Annotated in this window: 15 protein-coding genes and 1 pseudogene; 3 read left to right on the plus strand and 13 right to left on the minus strand. The window is 66.3% G+C overall.

The window, feature by feature from the left end:
- Positions 1-298: 298 nt before the first annotated feature.
- The 3 genes and pseudogenes from AC629_RS38800 to AC629_RS38810 form a co-directional block, all read right to left on the minus strand.
- On the minus strand, positions 299-2,533 hold the full coding sequence (locus tag AC629_RS38800; protein ID WP_084809970.1) for a PAS domain-containing hybrid sensor histidine kinase/response regulator: 2,235 nt from the start codon (positions 2,531-2,533) through the stop codon (positions 299-301).
- A 120-nt stretch (positions 2,534-2,653) separates the two neighbouring features.
- A complete protein-coding gene (locus AC629_RS38805) occupies positions 2,654-3,121 on the minus strand; it encodes a hypothetical protein (protein ID WP_084809971.1) in 468 nt (155 codons plus the stop codon).
- 96 nt (positions 3,122-3,217) lie between these two features.
- Positions 3,218-4,745 (minus strand): annotated as a pseudogene (locus tag AC629_RS38810) (YifB family Mg chelatase-like AAA ATPase).
- 241 nt (positions 4,746-4,986) lie between these two features.
- On the opposite strand from AC629_RS38810, the gene AC629_RS38815 reads away from it, so the two are divergent.
- On the plus strand, positions 4,987-5,232 hold the full coding sequence (locus AC629_RS38815) for a PilZ domain-containing protein (RefSeq protein ID WP_018644993.1): 246 nt from the start codon (positions 4,987-4,989) through the stop codon (positions 5,230-5,232).
- 79 nt (positions 5,233-5,311) lie between these two features.
- On the plus strand, positions 5,312-6,085 hold the full coding sequence (locus AC629_RS38820) for a tetratricopeptide repeat protein (RefSeq protein WP_084809972.1): 774 nt from the start codon (positions 5,312-5,314) through the stop codon (positions 6,083-6,085).
- A 70-nt stretch (positions 6,086-6,155) separates the two neighbouring features.
- Here AC629_RS38820 and AC629_RS38825 read toward each other — a convergent pair whose 3' ends face one another.
- The 7 genes from AC629_RS38825 to rsmI form a co-directional block, all read right to left on the minus strand.
- Positions 6,156-7,445: a CpaE/TadZ family protein gene (locus AC629_RS38825; RefSeq protein ID WP_084809973.1), complete on the minus strand. Its 1,290-nt coding sequence runs from the start codon at positions 7,443-7,445 to the stop codon at positions 6,156-6,158.
- On the minus strand, positions 7,442-8,176 hold the full coding sequence (locus AC629_RS38830) for a CpaD family pilus assembly protein (protein WP_084809974.1): 735 nt from the start codon (positions 8,174-8,176) through the stop codon (positions 7,442-7,444). Before AC629_RS38830 ends, AC629_RS38825 begins: the two co-directional genes overlap by 4 nt.
- Positions 8,177-8,220: 44 nt before the next feature.
- The gene (locus AC629_RS38835) at positions 8,221-9,666 is read right to left on the minus strand and encodes a type II and III secretion system protein family protein (RefSeq protein WP_084809975.1); all 1,446 of its coding nucleotides are present in this window, start codon (positions 9,664-9,666) and stop codon (positions 8,221-8,223) included.
- 83 nt (positions 9,667-9,749) lie between these two features.
- Positions 9,750-10,571, minus strand: a complete 822-nt coding sequence (gene cpaB / locus AC629_RS38840) for a Flp pilus assembly protein CpaB (protein ID WP_084809976.1) — start codon at positions 10,569-10,571, stop codon at positions 9,750-9,752.
- A 371-nt stretch (positions 10,572-10,942) separates the two neighbouring features.
- Positions 10,943-11,887 (minus strand): glutathione synthase, encoded by a 945-nt coding sequence (gene gshB / locus AC629_RS38845; protein WP_084809977.1) that lies wholly within the window; start codon positions 11,885-11,887, stop codon positions 10,943-10,945.
- 10 nt (positions 11,888-11,897) lie between these two features.
- Positions 11,898-12,299: a YraN family protein gene (locus AC629_RS38850; RefSeq protein WP_074120726.1), complete on the minus strand. Its 402-nt coding sequence runs from the start codon at positions 12,297-12,299 to the stop codon at positions 11,898-11,900.
- Positions 12,286-13,260 carry a 16S rRNA (cytidine(1402)-2'-O)-methyltransferase gene (gene rsmI / locus AC629_RS38855; RefSeq protein ID WP_084809978.1) on the minus strand — a complete coding sequence of 325 codons (975 nt, stop codon included), beginning with the start codon at positions 13,258-13,260 and terminating at the stop codon, positions 12,286-12,288. The genes AC629_RS38850 and rsmI overlap by 14 nt, the downstream gene beginning before the upstream one ends.
- A 344-nt stretch (positions 13,261-13,604) precedes the next feature.
- On the opposite strand from rsmI, the gene AC629_RS38860 reads away from it, so the two are divergent.
- A complete protein-coding gene (locus tag AC629_RS38860; RefSeq protein WP_210419178.1) occupies positions 13,605-14,837 on the plus strand; it encodes a penicillin-binding protein activator in 1,233 nt (410 codons plus the stop codon).
- A 160-nt stretch (positions 14,838-14,997) separates the two neighbouring features.
- Here the strand turns inward: AC629_RS38860 and hemW are convergent, their stop codons facing one another.
- The 3 genes from hemW to rph are packed head-to-tail and all read right to left on the minus strand — an operon-like array spanning position 14,998 to position 17,499.
- Positions 14,998-16,152 (minus strand): radical SAM family heme chaperone HemW, encoded by a 1,155-nt coding sequence (gene hemW / locus AC629_RS38865; protein WP_084809980.1) that lies wholly within the window; start codon positions 16,150-16,152, stop codon positions 14,998-15,000.
- Positions 16,139-16,774 carry an RdgB/HAM1 family non-canonical purine NTP pyrophosphatase gene (rdgB, locus tag AC629_RS38870; RefSeq protein WP_084809981.1) on the minus strand — a complete coding sequence of 212 codons (636 nt, stop codon included), beginning with the start codon at positions 16,772-16,774 and terminating at the stop codon, positions 16,139-16,141. Before rdgB ends, hemW begins: the two co-directional genes overlap by 14 nt.
- 11 nt (positions 16,775-16,785) lie before the next feature.
- A complete protein-coding gene (gene rph, locus AC629_RS38875; protein ID WP_074120731.1) occupies positions 16,786-17,499 on the minus strand; it encodes a ribonuclease PH in 714 nt (237 codons plus the stop codon).
- Positions 17,500-17,579 lie beyond the last annotated feature (80 nt).

The raw sequence follows: 17,579 nt of genomic DNA on the forward strand, positions 1-17,579 counted from the left end.
GGCCCAGCTCGGGCGGCCACCCGGGCTGGGCCATTCCTCACGGAACGGCTCAATATAAGCGGTCGGGCTAATACAAGGGTGGGCAAAGGCGCGCTCTTCCCGCACCGTGCCCACCATCTATCAGTATTGTCGAACGCGAACGGTGGGCACGCTGCGCTTTCCCACCCTACGGCTGCGTGCTTCATGGCTTGATTGTCCCCACATCGTCATTGCGAGCGCAGCGAAGCAATCCAGACTGCTCCGGCGGAAAGATCCTGGATTGCTTCGCTGCGCTCGCAATGATGGCGGAGAGAGTTCTCTACACCGCCAGATGCCGTGACGCCGCGAGCCCGGCAAGCGCCTCTTCGAGCTTCTCCCGGTCGAGCGGCTTGATCAAGAATCCATTCATGCCCGCCTCGAAGCAGGCATAGCGATCCTCCACCAGCGTATTGGCGGTGAGCGCCAGGATCGGCGTGTGGCGGCCGCCCGTGGCTGCTTCATGCGCGCGGATGCGTTTTGTTGTTTCGATGCCGTCGAGCTGCGGCATCTGGATGTCCATCAGCACGAGATCATAGGGCGTGCCCGCGGATGAAGCGGCGAGCCAGGATTCCAGTGCGGCCTCGCCTTGGACAGCGATGACGGTCCGATGTCCGAGCTTGCCGAGCAGCGAGCGCATCAAGAGTGCGTTGATCTCGTTATCCTCTGCGACGAGGATTGAAAGGCCTTTCGCCGGCACGGTACCTGCGGTGGATTCGACCGGCGGCTCCGGCGCCAGGTCGGGCGAGGCGACCTGAGGCGTCAGCGCCAGGCGTGCGGCCAGCGAGGCCGCCCGTAGCGGCTTCACCAGAAAGCCGGTGAAGGCCGCTGAAATCTTCTCGTGGCGCGAGCTCGACGTCAGCAGCACCAGCCGTTGCGCCGCATGCGCGCGGGCGACCTGGCCCAGGCGGTCGACAACGGCAGGACCGAGCGCACGGTCGATCAGCACCGCATGCCATGATCGCTCGGGCAGCAGCGCCTCCCCGACTGACGCGTCGGAGACCATGCAGGTCTGGCCGCCCCAGCGTTCCAGCCGCCGCGCGATCAGCGACGCCTCGATGCCGTCGGCAATCAGGAGGATCGACTTGCCGGCGAGGTCGGGACTCGGGAATGCCGACGGTCCCGCGCCGGCTTGCGATGCCGCGAGCGGGACCGCGACCTCGAAGGTCGAGCCCTTGCCCGGCTCGCTCTCCAGTGTGATCCGGCCGCCCATGCGTTTGACGATGCGCTCGCTGATGGCAAGGCCGAGCCCGGTGCCGCCATAGGTGCGGGCAACGCGCTCGTCGGCCTGCTCGAACTCGCGGAAGATGCGCGATTGCGCTTCCGGCGCGATGCCGATGCCGGTATCGCGGACCAGGAGGCTGATCTCATTCGGCCAGATGCCGGGCTCGACGATCAGCGCGACACCGCCGCTCGCAGTGAACTTGATGGCGTTGCCGGCGAGGTTGAGCAGCACCTGCCGCAGCCGCGCCGCGTCGCCGACGACCTCCAGCGGCAGGCGCTCGTCGACATAGGCGGCAATCTCGAGTTTCTTCGCCTGCGCCCGGGGCGCCAGCAGTTCGGTCATCTCCTCGATCAGGGTGAAGAGCGCAAAAGGACGTTGTTCGAGATCGAGCTTGCCGGCCTCGATCTTGGAATAGTCGAGCAGTTCCTCGATCAGCGCCATCAGGGCTTCGCCGGAGGTTTTCACCGCCCTGGCGTAAGTCGTTTGCTCCGGCGTCAGCGTGGTGTCGAGCAGCAGCCCGCCCATGCCGATGATGCCGTTGAGCGGCGTGCGGATCTCATGCGAGGCCATTGCGAGGAAGCGCGACTTGGCGCGGTTGGCGGCGTCGGCCTGATCGCGCGCGTCGGACAGCGCACGCTCGGACTCGGTGCGGTCCGTGACGTCGCGTCCCACGCTCTGCAATTCGGCGGGCTGGCCGGCGTCGAGGCGGACATAGCCTTCGCGCCAGGCGATCCAGCGCGCGCCGAGTGGTGTGGCGATCTTCTGGTCGTGGATGCGCGTACCACTGCTTTCGCGGGCGCTGTCGGCCTGCTCCAGCAGGTCGAAATCGAAGCGCGTGCCGATCAGCGCACTGCGCGCCTGTCCCGCGAGGGCGCAATAGGCGTCGTTGGCAAAGGTGATGCGGCCCTGATGATCACGCAGCACTATCAGGTCGCCCTGCTGCTCGAACAGGCTGCGGGCGCGTTCCTCGGCTTCCTTCAGCTCCCAATTACGGTCGATCAGCGTCTCGTTGTGGGCGGCCAGCGTGCGCAGCCGCTTGTTGACGAAGCGCAGCCGCATGCTCAGCGTCGCCAGGCCAAGGCAGGCGAGCGCGAACAGGAAGCTGGCGCCGATCGCGAATGCATGGGGATTGTAGCCGGAATTCTCGGACCGGCTGCCGGAGACGAAACCATACGCGGCGCCGAAGGTCGCCGAGAAGATCATGAAGGAGCGGATCGCGACGGCAGTCTTGGGGTAACGGCGCCTGAAGCGGCGCATGCGCACCTTGATCCGGAACGTCCGACCCATCGCCATCGACCCTGAACTCTTGTCTGAAACCCTGCCACAGCCGCGTGCGACGATGTCTTGCCGACCTTGCGAACAGCTTGAGGCCTTTAGGCGGCTTCCAAACAGAGTTGACGAGGCGTTAACGCCTCAGAGCGAAGCGGCCTGGAGGGTGCGCTGGCCGTCATGGGCGCCGACGATCAGCGCGGCCGCCTCGCGCTGCGAGAACGTCCTCGAGCGCACATAGATGCGGTAGTCGGCGGGGCCGTCGGTGGAGAGATAGATCACCGGACCGCCGTCGACCGGCTGCGCGGCGATCGTAATGAGGCGTGTCGCCGGATTGGCCTGGCAGGATTCCGCCTCGGAGCCGAGACCATCGTCCACCACGGCGAAGTCCGCGGCGTCGGCATCGTCGGTGATCTGGACCCGCACCGTGGCCCGTGCCGGATCCTCGGTGAAGGCGACATGCACGCCGGCGGTCCAGAACAGGGATGTCAACTCGACGGAGGTTTCGCCCAGCGCGATGCAGGGATGCGAGACCGACCCGATCTCGCTGCGGGCAAACACCGCTGCCGCCAGCAGGGGAACCACCGAGGCCAGGATCTTGAAACGCAACATGACACTCTACTCGCCGGGCCCCGGGACACGAGTTGGGCCTTATGGTTTGCAGAGCGTAAAGGAAACTCGTTACCGCCGGGTTGATGCGCGCGGCGCTCACGCCATCTGGCGTACATCCTCCGCGAGTGCGCGGTAGGACAGCGCTTCGGCGAGATGCAGCCGCCCGATCTTGTCCGCGCCGTCGAGATCGGCGAGCGTGCGCGCCACCCGCAGCACGCGGTGATAGCCGCGGGCCGACAGCCGCATGGTCTCGGCGGCGTCGCGCAGCAGCTTCTGGCCCTGCGCGTCGGGCTTTGCGATGTCTTCCAGGACGGAGGCCGGTGCCTCGGCATTGGTGCGGACATGCGGCAGGCCGGCATCCGCGTAACGCGCGAGCTGGATGTCGCGCGCCGCCGCCACGCGCGCGGCAACCTCGGCTGATCCTTCCGCCGGTGGAGGCAGGATCAAGTCGGCTGCGGTGACTGCTGGAACCTCAATACGCAGGTCGATGCGATCCATCAGCGGGCCCGAGATGCGCGCCTGATAGTCGCCCGTGCAGCGGTCGATGCGGCCGCGCTTGCAGGCATAGCCGGGCTCGAATGCGTTGCCGCAGCGGCAGGGATTCATCGCCGCGATCAGCATGAAGCGCGCCGGGTAGGTGACGCGGTGATTGGCGCGCGACACCGCGACCTCGCCGTTCTCCAGCGGCTGGCGCAGCGAATCCAGCACGCGCGGATCGAACTCGGGCAGCTCGTCGAGAAACAGCACGCCCTGATGCGCGAGCGAGATCTCGCCGGGCTTTGCGCGCATGCCGCCGCCGGTGAGTGCGGCCATGCTGGCGGAATGATGCGGCGAGCGGAACGGACGCCGCGCGGTCAGCGCGCCGCCCTCGATCTCGCCGGCGACGGAGGCAATCATCGAGACCTCCAACAGCTCGCTCGGCGACAGCGGCGGCAGGATCGAGGGCAGGCGCGATGCGAGCATCGACTTGCCGGCGCCGGGCGCACCGATCATCAGCAGGTGATGGCCGCCGGCGGCCGCGATCTCCAGCGCGCGCTTGGCGCTCTCCTGGCCCTTGATGTCGCGCAGGTCGAGCGTGGAGGCGGCCACCTCGTGCACTCTCGGCGAGGGCCGCGACAGCACCTGCGTGCCCTTGAAGTGATTGGCGATCTGAATCAGCGAGTGTGCTGCGATGATCTGGATGTCAGGGCTTGCCCACGCAGCCTCCGAGCCGCAGGCCGCCGGACAGATCAAACCTTCCTCACGCTCATTGGCACCGATTGCGGCGGGAAGAACGCCGGCGACGGGCGCGATCGAGCCGTCGAGACCGAGCTCGCCGAGAACGGTAAAACCCGTCAGCGCATCCGGCGGGATTGCACCGATCGCGGCCATCAGCCCGAGCGCGATCGGCAGGTCGTAATGGCTGCCTTCCTTGGGCAGATCGGCGGGCGCGAGATTGACGGTGATCCGCCGCGCCGGCAGCGCCAGCCCCGAGGCGATCAGCGCCGAGCGAACGCGCTCGCGCGCCTCCGACACCGCAGCCGACGATGGCAAAGGCCGGCAAGCCAGGGGCGACCTGCACCTGCACGTCGACCGCACGGGCCTCGATCCCCTCAAAGGCGACGGTAGAAACCCTCTGAACCATGCCCGACCAAGCCTGCCCTCTCGCACAATTAGGGGTAGCAGAGCCGGGTCCTTTCCGCAAGAACAATACGGGAACATTTCCCGGGGGCCGAGCAAGCCCTGAGCACAAGTCCTAACCAATCGTAAACGCGGTGCGGACACTACGCCTCGAATGCGAGCGGCTGTCATCAGTACATTCCAACGAATGTTCGCTACTCCTAGGGCTGCGGGATGGGCCGTGATCCAACAAGTGAACAATCCAAATGCTTGCAAATCGCCGGAGAAGCGAACGTCGGGTGTGCAGCCGGCTCGCCAAGATTCACTTTGGTGCGGGCTCGCTGCCGCGAGACTGCACGATCACGGATATCTCGGATGGCGGCGTGAAAGTGGTGGCAGAATTTCTCGAAGTGCCGCCGCAATTCACCATCATCTTCGCACCGGACTATTCCCGCCAGTGCCGCCTGCGCTGGCGCATCGGCTGCGAATTCGGTGCTGAGTTCGTCGACTGAGCCGAACAGGCGCGGGTCTTTAACGGGACTTTAGCGTTAATGGGTAAGCATCGCTGATCAGTCGCTGAGTGATCAGAGCATGCCCAAGCGTTCGTCCCTCGCCTCTCCGCCGGCGAGATATCTGTTTTCCGCGCTCTTGATCCTTGCCCTCGGTGGTTGTCAGACCACTACCCTAGAGGACGTCACCGGCGCGCTCGGTGGCAAGCCGGAAACCGCTGCCAAGGCCGATAGCAAGCCCGACATGGACGCTCTGCGCGAACGCTATCGCGCCAAGCCGAGCGATCCGAACGTTGCGCTCGAATACGGCAAGGCGCTGCGCGAGAGCGGCCAGCGCGCCCAGGCGGTCGCGGTGCTGGAGCAGGCCGTGCTCGGCCATCCCAGCAACAAGGCGCTGCTCGCCGGCTATGGCCGCGCGCTTGCCGACAATGGCAATTTCCAGCAGGGCTTTGATGTGCTGAGCCGCGCACATACGCCGGAGGATCCGGACTGGCGCATCCTGTCGGCGCAAGGCGCGGCGCTCGATCAGCTCGGCCGTAACGAAGAGGCGCAGCAATATTATGCGACCGCGCTGAAGATCGTGCCCGACGAGCCGTCGGTGCTCTCCAATCTCGGCCTGTCCTACATGCTCCAGAACAATCTGCCGAGGGCTGAGGAAACGCTGCGCCGCGCGCATGAGCGCAACCCCGCCGAGCCCCGCGTGCGGGCCAATCTGGCGCTCGTGCTGGGACTGGAAGGAAAGCAGGCCGAGGCCGAGGCCATCGTGAAGGCCGATCTGCCGCCGGATCAGGCGGCGGCAAAGGTCACGGCGCTGCGCCAGTCGCTGGCGAAGAGGCAGCAGCGGGCTGACAGGTAGCCCGCGCTCTTTTTTGACGCGTTTGATTGACGCGAACGGGTATCCACTTCGCTCGAATGCGCTCTTGCGCCTACGACGCCTTGCGATGCGGGGCGGATCCGCGACCCGACCTGCCCTTCAGCTTCTTCAAGAGCGGGCCGAGCAGCGAGCGCTTCCGCTTCTTCACCTCGCCGCGCCCGGCGAGACGGTTCGCCATGTTCTGGAACAGCTCGGTGGTGCGGTGGCTTTTGGAGACCTCCGCGATCATCTGGCCGTTATTAGCCGCGGTCGAGAACAGCTTCGAATCGAACGGGATCACCGCGATCGGCTGGCTCTCCATCGTCTTGGCGAACGCCTTGACGGCGATCTCCGCCCGCTTGTGCATACCGACCTGGTTGATGCAGTACAGCGGCGGCCGGTCGTTCGGCCGCGCCGCCTTCAACACGCTCAGCATGTTCTTGGTGTTGCGTAAGTTCGCGAGATCGGGCTCGGCCACGATCACGATGTCGTCGGCGTTGACCAGCGCGCGCCGCGTCCAGCCCGACCATTGATGGGGAACGTCGAGCACGATGCAGGGTGTGGTCATGCGCAGCGTGTCGAAGATTGCATCAAAAGCCTCGGCGCCGAAATCGTAGACACGATCCAGCGTCGCGGGCGCCGCCAGCAGGCTGAGACGCTCGGTGCATTTGGCGAGCAGGCGCTCCAGCAGGGCCGTGTCGGGACGATCCTGCGACAGCACCGCGTTGGCGATGCCCTGCACCGGGTCCTGGTTGTAGTCGAGGCCGGCGGTGCCGAAGGCGAGGTCGAGATCGATCACGACGGAGTCGAGCGCGAGGTCGCGCGCGATCGTCCAGGCCACATTGTGCGCGACAGTGGAGGCGCCGACGCCGCCCTTGGCGCCGACCACCGCGATGACGCGGCCGGTGATGATGGCCTCGGACGCCGAGAACAGGCTGCAGATCGAGCGGACGACGTCGAGGGTTTCGACCGGTCCGACCACATAGTCGTTGACGCCGCGGCGCACCAGCTCGCGATAGGGCGCGGTGTCGTTGGGAGTGCCGATCACGACCACGCGGGTGCCGGGATCGCAGACGCCGGCAAGGTCGTCGAGACTTTCGAGGATGTCGCGCGTGCCGTCGGATTCGATCACGATGACGTTCGGCGTCGGCATCGATTCATAGACTTCGATTGCCGCGGCGAGGCCGCCGTCCTTGACGGTGAGGTGCGCCTTGGCAAGCCGGCGATCCTGCCCCGCCGCAGTCACCGCGGCGAGCGTCTGCTCGGTCTCGCAAAAGGCCTGCACCGAGATGCGAGGAACCGGCGCAATGTGTTCCTCGGGGTGCTGCGGATCGTCCGCCTCTTCGTCGTTGAGGATTGTCATTTGCCGGTGTCGCTGAGTTTGGCCTTCTCGGCCTCGGGATTGGCGGTCGCGATCGGCGTACCTTTGCGGTAACGGTCGAAGGCGATGTCGCGCCGTGCGGTATAGGCAGGGGTCTCGGAGCGCGGCTGCTCGAGGTCGGCCGGGTTGTCGATCATCGCCGCGAGGTTGCGCTGGCTGGCGCAGCCCAGATTGAAGTACGGCCGGTTCTCGTTGTAGCCGGGGTCGAGGATGGACGGACCGACGTCTTCCGGCCACAGCCCGCAGGGGCCGGCGACCGCCGCGATCCTGGAATAGCTCAGCCGGATGGTGGGCAGCAGTCCGGGATCCTCGGGGCGATACGGATGCTGGACGATGGCGCGCGACGGCACGCCGCCGGATGCGAGCACGGATCGGATTTCCTGGTAGGTCGCCGCCGCAGCGCGCGAATTGGCGGTGTCGATGGGTACGTCGACGACGACGGAGCCGGTACCTTCGCGCACCCAGTCCCGGGCAATGCCCGCGACGTCCGAGTGCTGCGCGGCCGAGAGGCCGCCTCTGGACTTGCCGACGAAAATCACGATCGAGCGCCTGCCTTCCTGCACCGCGATCGGATGGCGTTGGCGATAGTCGGTCGGCACCGTCTGGGTGACGATCTCGTCGGTGGTGTTGCAGGCGCCGAGCATGACGGACAGGCCCGTCAATGCCAGCGCGACGCTTAAGTTGCGACGTCGATACGCTATCGTCTTCGTCATCGCTTCATCCCCCTCTTGCCCGTTCCCCAAGCCGTCCGTTCGTCTCAGTCGATGATGAAGCCGAAATCGCCGGGAGTGCCGTTGATCGGATCGACACGGCGCGTGATGCCATAGAGGCGGTTCATGCGGCCGAGCAGCGCCGTCTGCGCATCGGAGGCCGGCGCGAAGCCATCGTCGGGCCGCGACAATTCCTTCTGGGCAACCGCGCGCACCACATAGGGCGTCACGATCACCATCAGCTCGGTCTCGTTGTTGACGTAGTCCTGGCTGCGGAACAGCGCGCCGAGGATCGGCACCTGGTCGACGCCGGGCAGGCCGTTGATCGCCTGCTTGGTCTGCTGCTGGATCAGGCCGGCCATCGCCATCGAGCCGCCCGAGGGAATTTCCAGCGTCGTCTCGGCGCGGCGGGTCTGGACCGAGGGGATGGTGATCGAGTTGGTCGAGTTCGAGGACAGCGCCTGCGACACGGTGATGGCGTTCTGAGCCGACAGCTCCGAGACCTCGGTCATCACGCGCAGGCTGATCCGGCCTTCACTGAGCACGACCGGAGTGAAGTTCAAGGAGATGCCGAACTTCTTGTAGGTGATCTGGGTGGTACAGACGTGGGTGGCCGGATCGCAGGAATAGCCTGCGGGAATCGGGAATTCGCCCCCCGCGATGAACGTCGCGGATTCACCCGAGATCGCTGTCAGGCTCGGCTCGGCCAGTGTGCGCATCACGCCGGCGCTTTCCATCGCGCGCATCGTGGCGCTGACCGTGGCAACGCCCTTGGCGAGGCCGGCAACGCCGAGCCCGTTGTTGCTGACCAGCGGTCCGCCGCTGGCCGAGAACGGGTTGGAATTGTTGAAATTCACCACCGCGGTGCCGGCGTTCAGGCTGGCGCTGAGATCGACACCCAGCTGCTTGACGATGTCGCGTCGCACTTCGCCGACGACGACCTTGAGCATCACCTGGTCACGGCCGCGCACGACGATGTTGTTGACGACTTTGTCGCTGCTGCCGACGAGCTTGGCGGCGACGTCGCCGGCCTGCTGGGCCTCGACCGGACTCGACACCGAGCCGGTCAACATCACGCTGTCGCCGACGCCTTCGATCTGCACGCCCGGCAGCGACTGGCGCAGCGCGGCGCGCATGCCGTTGAGGTCGCGCTTCACCGCGATGTCATAGGAGGCGACCTGCTGGCCGTCAGCGCTGAAGAACACGACGTTGGTCTGGCCGACCTGGCCGCCGATGATATAGGCACGCTGCGCCGAGCGGATCACCGCATTGGCGATCTTGGGATCGGCCACCAGCACGTCCTTGACCTCGCGCGGCAGGTCGATGACGACCGACTTGCCGACGCCGAGCGACAGGAAGCGCGTCCGCGCCGGCGTGATGGTCGCGACCGGCGACACGTCGAGATCCGGCGCCTGCATTGGCGCCTGTTCGCCGACCGGCGCATCCGCGGCGCTGACCCAATCGGGGGCTGCGAGCAGCCCCAGCATCAGCATCGTCCCCGTCCAGAACGAGCGTGCGCGCTTCCCCCCGAATGCGCAAGCCCGCCCTATCTCCCCCGTAGTTCATGGTATCCCCATCACTTCTGTGACGTCAGTTGCCGTGCCTGCACCCCGTAGCGGATGACATTGACGCCGCCGGGCCGCTTGATCGCCTGATCCTCGGGCGTACCGTCCGCCGCGTTGGCATCGACGATGCTGCGCAGCGCGAGCGTCAGCGTGCCGCCCTGACGCGCGGCCGATAGTGTGGCGACCTGGTCGGGCCTGAGCTCGAGCGTGACGGTCTTGCCGACGACGGCGTTCTGGCCGTCTTTTTCCTTCGGCGCCTGGTCGATCGCGAGCACGCGAATGTTGCTCAGGATGACCTCGGAAATGACGAGGTCGTTGCCGCCGGTTGGACCGTTGGTGCTGCCGCCATCAGGATTCTTCAGGCGGCGGGTCAGGACGATGTCGACGCGGTCATTCGGCAGGATAAAGCCGCCGGCGCCGGTCTCGGCGGAAATCTCGGTGGAGACGGCCCGCATGCCGGAAGGCAGGATCGCGGCCATGAAGCCGGAGCCTTCGGCCTTCACCAGCTTCTGCTCGCGGATCGGCTCGCCCTGCATCAAGGGAACGCGTGCAATTGAACCGGCGATCTGGGTCTGGGCCTCGGGCCTGTTGTCGCGGCGGATGAAGGCGCTGCTCGCAGTCGCCGCCGGCCAGGTCTGCCATTGCAGGTCCTCAGGCTTCACAGCCTGGCCGAGCTGGATGTCGTTCTTCGCGATCAGGACCTCAACCGTCGGCAGCTTCTCGGCGACGGGGAGGACGAGCGCAGGCTTGTTGTCATAGCCGCTCGCCAGATACGCAGCGATGCCGCCGGCGGCCAGTGCGATGACGAGAACGACAATGCGTGCGGTGTTCATACGCTTCTACCCTTACGCCGGGCACTCGAACCGCACGTGGCGGCTTCCCCGGCGTCGATGAGTAGGGAGTAAAGGTATAAGGGGTGTTGCGAGGCCGAATGTGATGGCCGGTCACGATCCGAGTTTTGGGCAGATGGTGAATGCCGCGTTATTCGGCGTGCAATGGCCCCGTAGATTCACGCGATGCAGCCCCCGCGTTCGAATGAGGCGCGGGCGTCATGGTGAACGGGTGGTTAGTAGCGCGCGCGCTTGGAGCAGCGCAGTGTTTCTATAGATGTCCGTAGCCCGGATGAGCGAAGCGACATCCGGGATGCTGCTTTTCCCGGATATCGCTGCGCTCATCCGGGCTTCAAGCTGCGAAGCCTGACGGCTTACTTCGCGCGCTTCTGCTCGATCACGTCCCAGATCTTCGCCGCAACATCGGGGCCGCCGAGGCGCGCGATGGCGCGGATGCCGGTGGGAGAGGTCACGTTGATCTCGGTGAGGTTGCCGTTGATGACGTCGAGACCGACGAACAGCAGACCGCGTTCGCGCAGCGCCGGCCCGACCGTCTCGCAGATCTCGCGCTCGCGCGGGGTGAGCTCGGTCTCCTTTGCCGCGCCGCCGCGCACCATGTTGGAGCGCAGATCGTCCGCGGCCGGCACACGGTTCACCGCGCCGGCGAACTCGCCGTTGACCAGGATGATGCGCTTGTCGCCGTGCTTCACCTCGGGAATGAACTGCTGGATCACCCAGGCCTCTTTGAAGGTCACCGAGAACATGTCGAACAGCGAGCCGAAATTCATGTCTTGCGGCATCACGCGGAACACCGCGGCGCCGCCATGGCCGTGCAGCGGCTTCATGACGACGGCGCCGTGCCGGTCGCGGAAGGCGTTGATCTCGTCGAGATCGCGCGAGATCAGCGTCGGTGGCATCAGCTGCGGAAAGTTCATCACGAACAGTTTTTCCGGCGCATTGCGCACGGACGCCGGGTCGTTGACAACCAGCGTCTTCGGGTGAATGCGCTCCAGAAGGTGCGTCGAGGTGATGTAGGCGAGATCGAACGGCGGATCCTGACGGAGCAGCACCACGTCAAAACCATTGAGCGCCCCGCGACGGGGTTCGCCGAGCATGAAGTGATCGCCGGGCTCGTCGCGCACGGTCAGGAGCTGAACCGGGGCGACGATCTCGTCGCCGACCATCGAGAGCTTGTCTGGCGTATAATAGGACAGGCTGTGGCCGCGCTTCTGCGCCTCCAGAAGCAGCGCAAAGGTGGAATCGCCCTTGATATTGATTCGGGCGATGGGGTCCATCTGGACGGCGACGTTCAGTTTCATGGTCTGCCTTTCAGGTCGAGGCGTCGAATGCCGCCAACACATGGCGCGGAAGTCGCTTCGGCGCAATCAGCATGGCGTCGAATCGCAATTCGAATTCGGCATGCTCGGGATGCGCTACGAGCCAGCCTTGCGCCGCGTCGATGATGCGCTGCTGCTGGCGCGGCGTCACGGCGAAGGCGGCGTCATCCAGCGTCGCGCGCGCCTTGACCTCGACGAAGGCGATCAGGTTGCGGCGGCGCGCCACGATGTCGATCTCGCCATGCGGGGTGCGGTAGCGCTTGGCGAGGATGCGATAGCCCTTGGCCATGAGGTAGGCTGCTGCGCGGCTCTCCGCGGAAATGCCGGTGCGGAACGCGGCGACGCGTTCGGGCGAGGCGACTTTCGGTTCCTCAGCCCCCTCAGCCTTCGCCATCGCCGCCCCGCAAATCCTTGTGCAGATTATTGTGCAAATTCTTGGAGAGCTCGAGCGCGCGGGCATAGACCTCGCGGCGCGGCCGTCCTGAAAGTGCGACCGCATGCGCCACCGCGTCCTTGACGCTGTGCGCGGCAAGCTGCTCGCGCAGCAGATCGTCCAGCGCATCCGGCGTCAGCACCTCGGCGTCCGCCGCAGGCGGGCCGATCACCAGCACGAATTCGCCGCGCGTCTCCAGCGCATCAGCCTCGCGCGCCAGCTCATGCAGCGTCGCGCGCGAAATTTCCTCGTGCAATTTCGTCAACTCGCGGCAGATCGCGGCCTCGCGCGTTCCCATGATCTCGGCGAGCTCGGCGAGCGTGTCCTGCACGCGGTTGCCGGATTCGAACATCACCAGCGTCGCATCGATGCGCGCGAGCTCGGCGAGGCGCGACCTGCGCGCGGCGGATTTCGCCGGCAGGAAACCCTCGAAGAAGAAACGGTCAGTCGGCAGCGCCGCGACAGACAGCGCAGCCAGCACCGAGGACGGGCCGGGCAGCGCATAAACGGCGTGGCCGGCCGCGCAGACCTCGCGTACCAGCTTGAAGCCGGGGTCGGAGATCAGCGGCGTGCCGGCGTCCGACACCAGCGCGATCGAGCCGCCCTGCCCCAGCGCCTCCAGGATTTTTGGACGCACGGCTTCCGCGTTGTGCTCGTGATAAGGTTTGAGCTGGGCCGCGATGGCATAGCGCTCGGTCAGGCGCCGCGTGATGCGGGTGTCTTCGCAGGCGATGACGTCGACGCCCGCGAGCGTCTGAAGCGCCCGCAGCGTGATGTCGCCGAGATTGCCGATCGGGGTTGCGACCAGATAGAGGCCCGGCGCCGCCTTCGGAGCGGCGAGGTGATGGGCATCGATGGAGAAACCGCGCGAGGCGGCGTCAGTGCCTTCAGGCGTATTTATCGGGGCCGGCTTTGCGCGCATAATGAACGAACTTAGGCATGATCCCTGGGGCTGGGAACCGGTCCTCTGAAAAAGATCATGTCTGGGCAAGGGGTACGATGAGGAAGGACGGGAATGTGATCCATCCGGGATCACATTCGGGAGGAATGAAGCGTCAGCGCCATATTCACGGCGGAAACGCCGCCTTGATGCTGCGTGACGGACGGCGAACAGCTAGCCAGGACTTGAGGTGCGGCCGGGTTAAGTGGTCATTATCCTTTTGTTTTAGTTAACTATTTGTCGACAATATGCCTGAATCCGCGGCTTGTGTCGCGGAAAGAGTTGTTGTGGCTGGGCGAAGACGGCCGGCCAGAAGAGAAGCTGCCATGGTGGGCCCGCGCGATTTGAAGTCTCCCGTTCAGGGGCCCCGATTGTCGGGAGCGACCCGGCGGAGTGCCCTTGGGCTCTTGCTCGGCGCGCCCCTGCTGTCGGCCTGCTCCGGCGTGCAGCAGAGCCTCAGCCAGTTCTCCAGTCCGTTCGGCGGTTCCGCGCCCCCGGCTCAGCCGGCCGGTCCGCCGCAACAGGCCACCACCGCCGGGACGGGCGGGGTGAAGGTCGCAGTGATCCTGCCGCTCTCAGCGGCCGGCAACGCCGGGCTTGCGGCGCAATCCATGCGCAACGCCGCCGAGATGGCGCTGGCCGAGTTCCAGAATCCCAACATCCAGCTCCTGATCAAGGACGACAACGGCAGCCCGCAAGGCGCGCTGGCAGGCGCGCAGCAGGCGGTCGACGAAGGCGCCGAGATCATCCTGGGGCCTCTGTTCGCGCAGTCGGTACCGGCGGTGGCGCAGGTCGCGCGCACGCGCAGCATCCCGGTGATCGCGTTCTCGACCGATTCCAGCATTGCCGGCCGCGGCGTCTATCTGCTCAGCTTCCTGCCGGAGTCCGACGTCAACCGCATCGTCGAATATTCGGCCAGCATCGGAAAGCGCTCCGTCGCCGTGCTCGTGCCCGACAATGCCTATGGCAATGTCGTCGAGGTCGCGGTGAAGGCGGCAGTGCCGCGGCGTGGCGGGCGCATCGTTGCCTTCGAGAAATACGGCGCCGATCGCGCGACGCCGGCGCGCACTGTCGCACAGCAGCTCGGCAGCGCAGACGCGCTGTTCATTGCCGATGATGGCGATGCGGTCGTCGCGGTGGCTGATGCGATGACGGCCGCAGGCGCGAACCTGCGCAACATCCAGCTGCTCGGCACCGGGCTGTGGGACAATCCGCGCGTCTATGCGAGCCAGGCGCTGCAGGGCGGCCTCTACGCCGCGCCCGATCCGGCGGGCTTCCGCGCCTTCTCCGGCCGGTATCGCACCAAATTTGGCGGCGAGCCGGTGCGCACCGCCACCCTCGCCTATGATGCGGTCGCCCTCGTCGCCGCGCTCGCACGCACACAAGGCACCACGCGTTTCTCGCCCGATGTGCTCACCAATCCTTCGGGCTTTGCCGGGATCGACGGCCTGTTCCGCTTCCGCGCCGACGGCACCAACGAGCGTGGTCTTGCGGTGATGAAGGTGACGACCGGCGGCGGCGTCGCGGTCGCGGGCTCGCCGAAGAGCTTCGGGGCGTGACGAGGTGCGCTCCCTCGCCCCGCTTGTGGGGAGAGGGTTGGGGTGAGGGGGAGTCTCCGCGGGGACGGTGAGAGTTGGACTCGCGGAGAGTCCCCCTCACCCGGAATCCGCGCTTCGCGCGCATTCCGGCCTCTCCCCGCAAGTGGGGCGAGGCGAAGAACTAGGCCGCCAGATCCGCGACCACCGCGTCGAGCACAGGGAATCCGCTGCTCGTCACGCGCAATCGCCCCGTCGTATCGACCGTAATTGCACCCTCTTCACGCAGCAGCGCGATGCGGCCGGGGTCGAGCGGGCGGCCGGACAGCGCGGTATAGCGCTCGGGGTCGATGCCCTCAGTGAGACGCAATCCCATCAGCAGGAATTCGTCGGCGCGCTCCTCGCTGTTGAGGAGATCGTCGGTGACGACGCCGTGGCCGTTGGCCTCGACCCGCATCAGCCAGGCCTCGGGACGCTTCTCGGTGGCGGTGGCATGGCGCACGCCGTTGATATCGAGCCGGCCATGCGCGCCGGGACCGATGCCGGCATATTCCTGGCCGCGCCAGTAGACGAGATTGTGCCGGCACTCGGCGCCACGCCGCGCGTGATTGGAGATCTCGTAGGCGGGCAGGCCGAGCTTGTCGCAGGTTTCCTGCGTGATGTCGTAGAGCGCGCGCGCGACCGCCTCGTCCGGCGTCTTCAGCTTGCCGGCCTGGTGCAGGCCGAAGAACGGCGTGCCTTCCTCAATGGTGAGCTGGTAGAGCGACAGATGCTCGGCCGCTTCATCGATTGCATGACGCAGCTCGTCGGCCCACATCGCCGGCGTCTGGTCGGGACGGGCGTAGATCAGATCGAACGAGTAGCGATCGAACGAGCGGCGCGCGATGGCGACGGCATCGAGTGCCTCGCGTGCACTATGCAGGCGGCCCAGCGCTTTCAGCGAGGCATCATCGAGCGCCTGCACACCAAGCGAAACGCGGTTGACGCCGGCTGCGCGATAGCCGGCGAAGCGCGTGGCTTCGACGCTGGTCGGGTTTGCTTCCAGCGTGACCTCGACATCGCCGGCGACATGCCAGTGCTTGCCGATCGCGTCGAGCACTGCGCCGACGGTTGCGGGCTGCATCAGCGACGGCGTGCCGCCGCCGAGGAAGATCGAGGTGACTTCGCGCCCAGGCGCGCGCTCGGCCGTGGTCGCTATCTCGCGCGCGAAAGCGGAGGCGAAGCGCGCCTCGTCGATTACGGCATGGCGGACATGGCTGTTGAAGTCGCAATAGGGACACTTCGACAGGCAGAACGGCCAGTGCACATAGACGCCGAAGGCTTCTTTAGCGCGGCTCAAGGCAGATCTCCGCCAGTTTCACGAAGGCGCGGGCACGGTGCGACAGGCCTAGGCCGAGCGGCGGCAGGCCGTGCTTCTCGATGCTGGTCATCTCGCCAAAGGTGCGCGTGTGACCGTCGGGGAGGAACATCGGATCATAGCCGAAGCCGGCAGTGCCGCGCGGCGGCCAGACCAGCGTGCCGTCGGCGCGCGCCTCGACCTGTTCGAGATGATCGTCGGGCCAGGCGACGCAGAGCGCGGAGACGAAATGCGCTGTGCGCCTATCCGGCGTTCTCGCGCCGCGCTCCCGCAGCAGGCGTTCGATCTGCGCCATCGCCGCAGTGAAGTCTTTGGTCGGGCCGGCCCAGCGCGCGCTGTAGATGCCGGGCGCGCCGTCGAGCGCGTCGACCACGATGCCGGAATCATCGGCGAAAGCGGGAAGCTTTGCCGCCTGCGCTGCCGCGATCGCCTTGATCGCGGCGTTGCTGCGGAAATCGTTGCCGGTCTCCTCGGGCTCGCCGAGGCCGAGCTCACCAGCCGACACCGCCTCGATGCCGTGAGGCGCAAGCAGCTCCTTCATCTCGGCGAGCTTGCCGGGATTGTGGGTCGCGATGACGAGCTTTCCGGTGATTCGGCGGTGCATGGGCCTATTGACTACGCCACGGCCAGTTTCTGCAAGTCCACGAGACGCGCAACGCCCTTGCGCGCCAGCGCCATCAGCGCCAGGAACTCGTCCTGCGTGAACGGCTCGCGTTCCGCGGTGCCCTGCACCTCAACGATGCGGCCGTCGCCGGTCATGACGAAATTGGCGTCGGTCTCGGCCTCCGAATCCTCGGCGTAGTCGAGGTCGAGCACCGGCGTGCCGTTGTAGATGCCGCAGGAGATCGCGGCGACGTTGTCGCGCAGGACGTTGGCCTTGACCATGTTGCGCGCCTTCATCCAGTTGACGCAGTCGGCGAGCGCGACCCAGGCGCCGGTGATCGACGCCGTACGCGTGCCGCCGTCGGCCTGGAGCACGTCGCAATCGACCGTGATCTGGCGCTCGCCAAGCGCTTCGAGATTGATGATGGTGCGAAGCGAGCGGCCGATCAGGCGCTGGATCTCGACGGTGCGGCCGCTCTGCTTTCCCGCGGAGGCCTCGCGGCGGGTACGTTCCGAGGTCGCGCGCGGCAGCATGCCGTATTCGGCGGTGACCCAGCCGCGGCCCTGGCCCTTCAGCCACGGCGGCAGGCGGTCTTCCAGCGTGGCGGTGACCAGCACATGGGTGTCGCCAAATTTCACCAGGCACGAGCCTTCCGCATATTTGACCACGCCGCGCTCAAGCGTCACGGGGCGCAATTCGTCGGGCGCACGGCGGCTTGGCCGCATGGGAAATCCTCCAAAACTCACGGAAAAGGGCTGTTCGCGGTGCTTGTAGGTGGGGCGGGGGTGGGCGGCAAGGGGGAAGA

The organism is Bradyrhizobium sp. NAS80.1 (assembly GCF_001908205.1).
GTDB lineage: Bacteria > Pseudomonadota > Alphaproteobacteria > Rhizobiales > Xanthobacteraceae > Bradyrhizobium.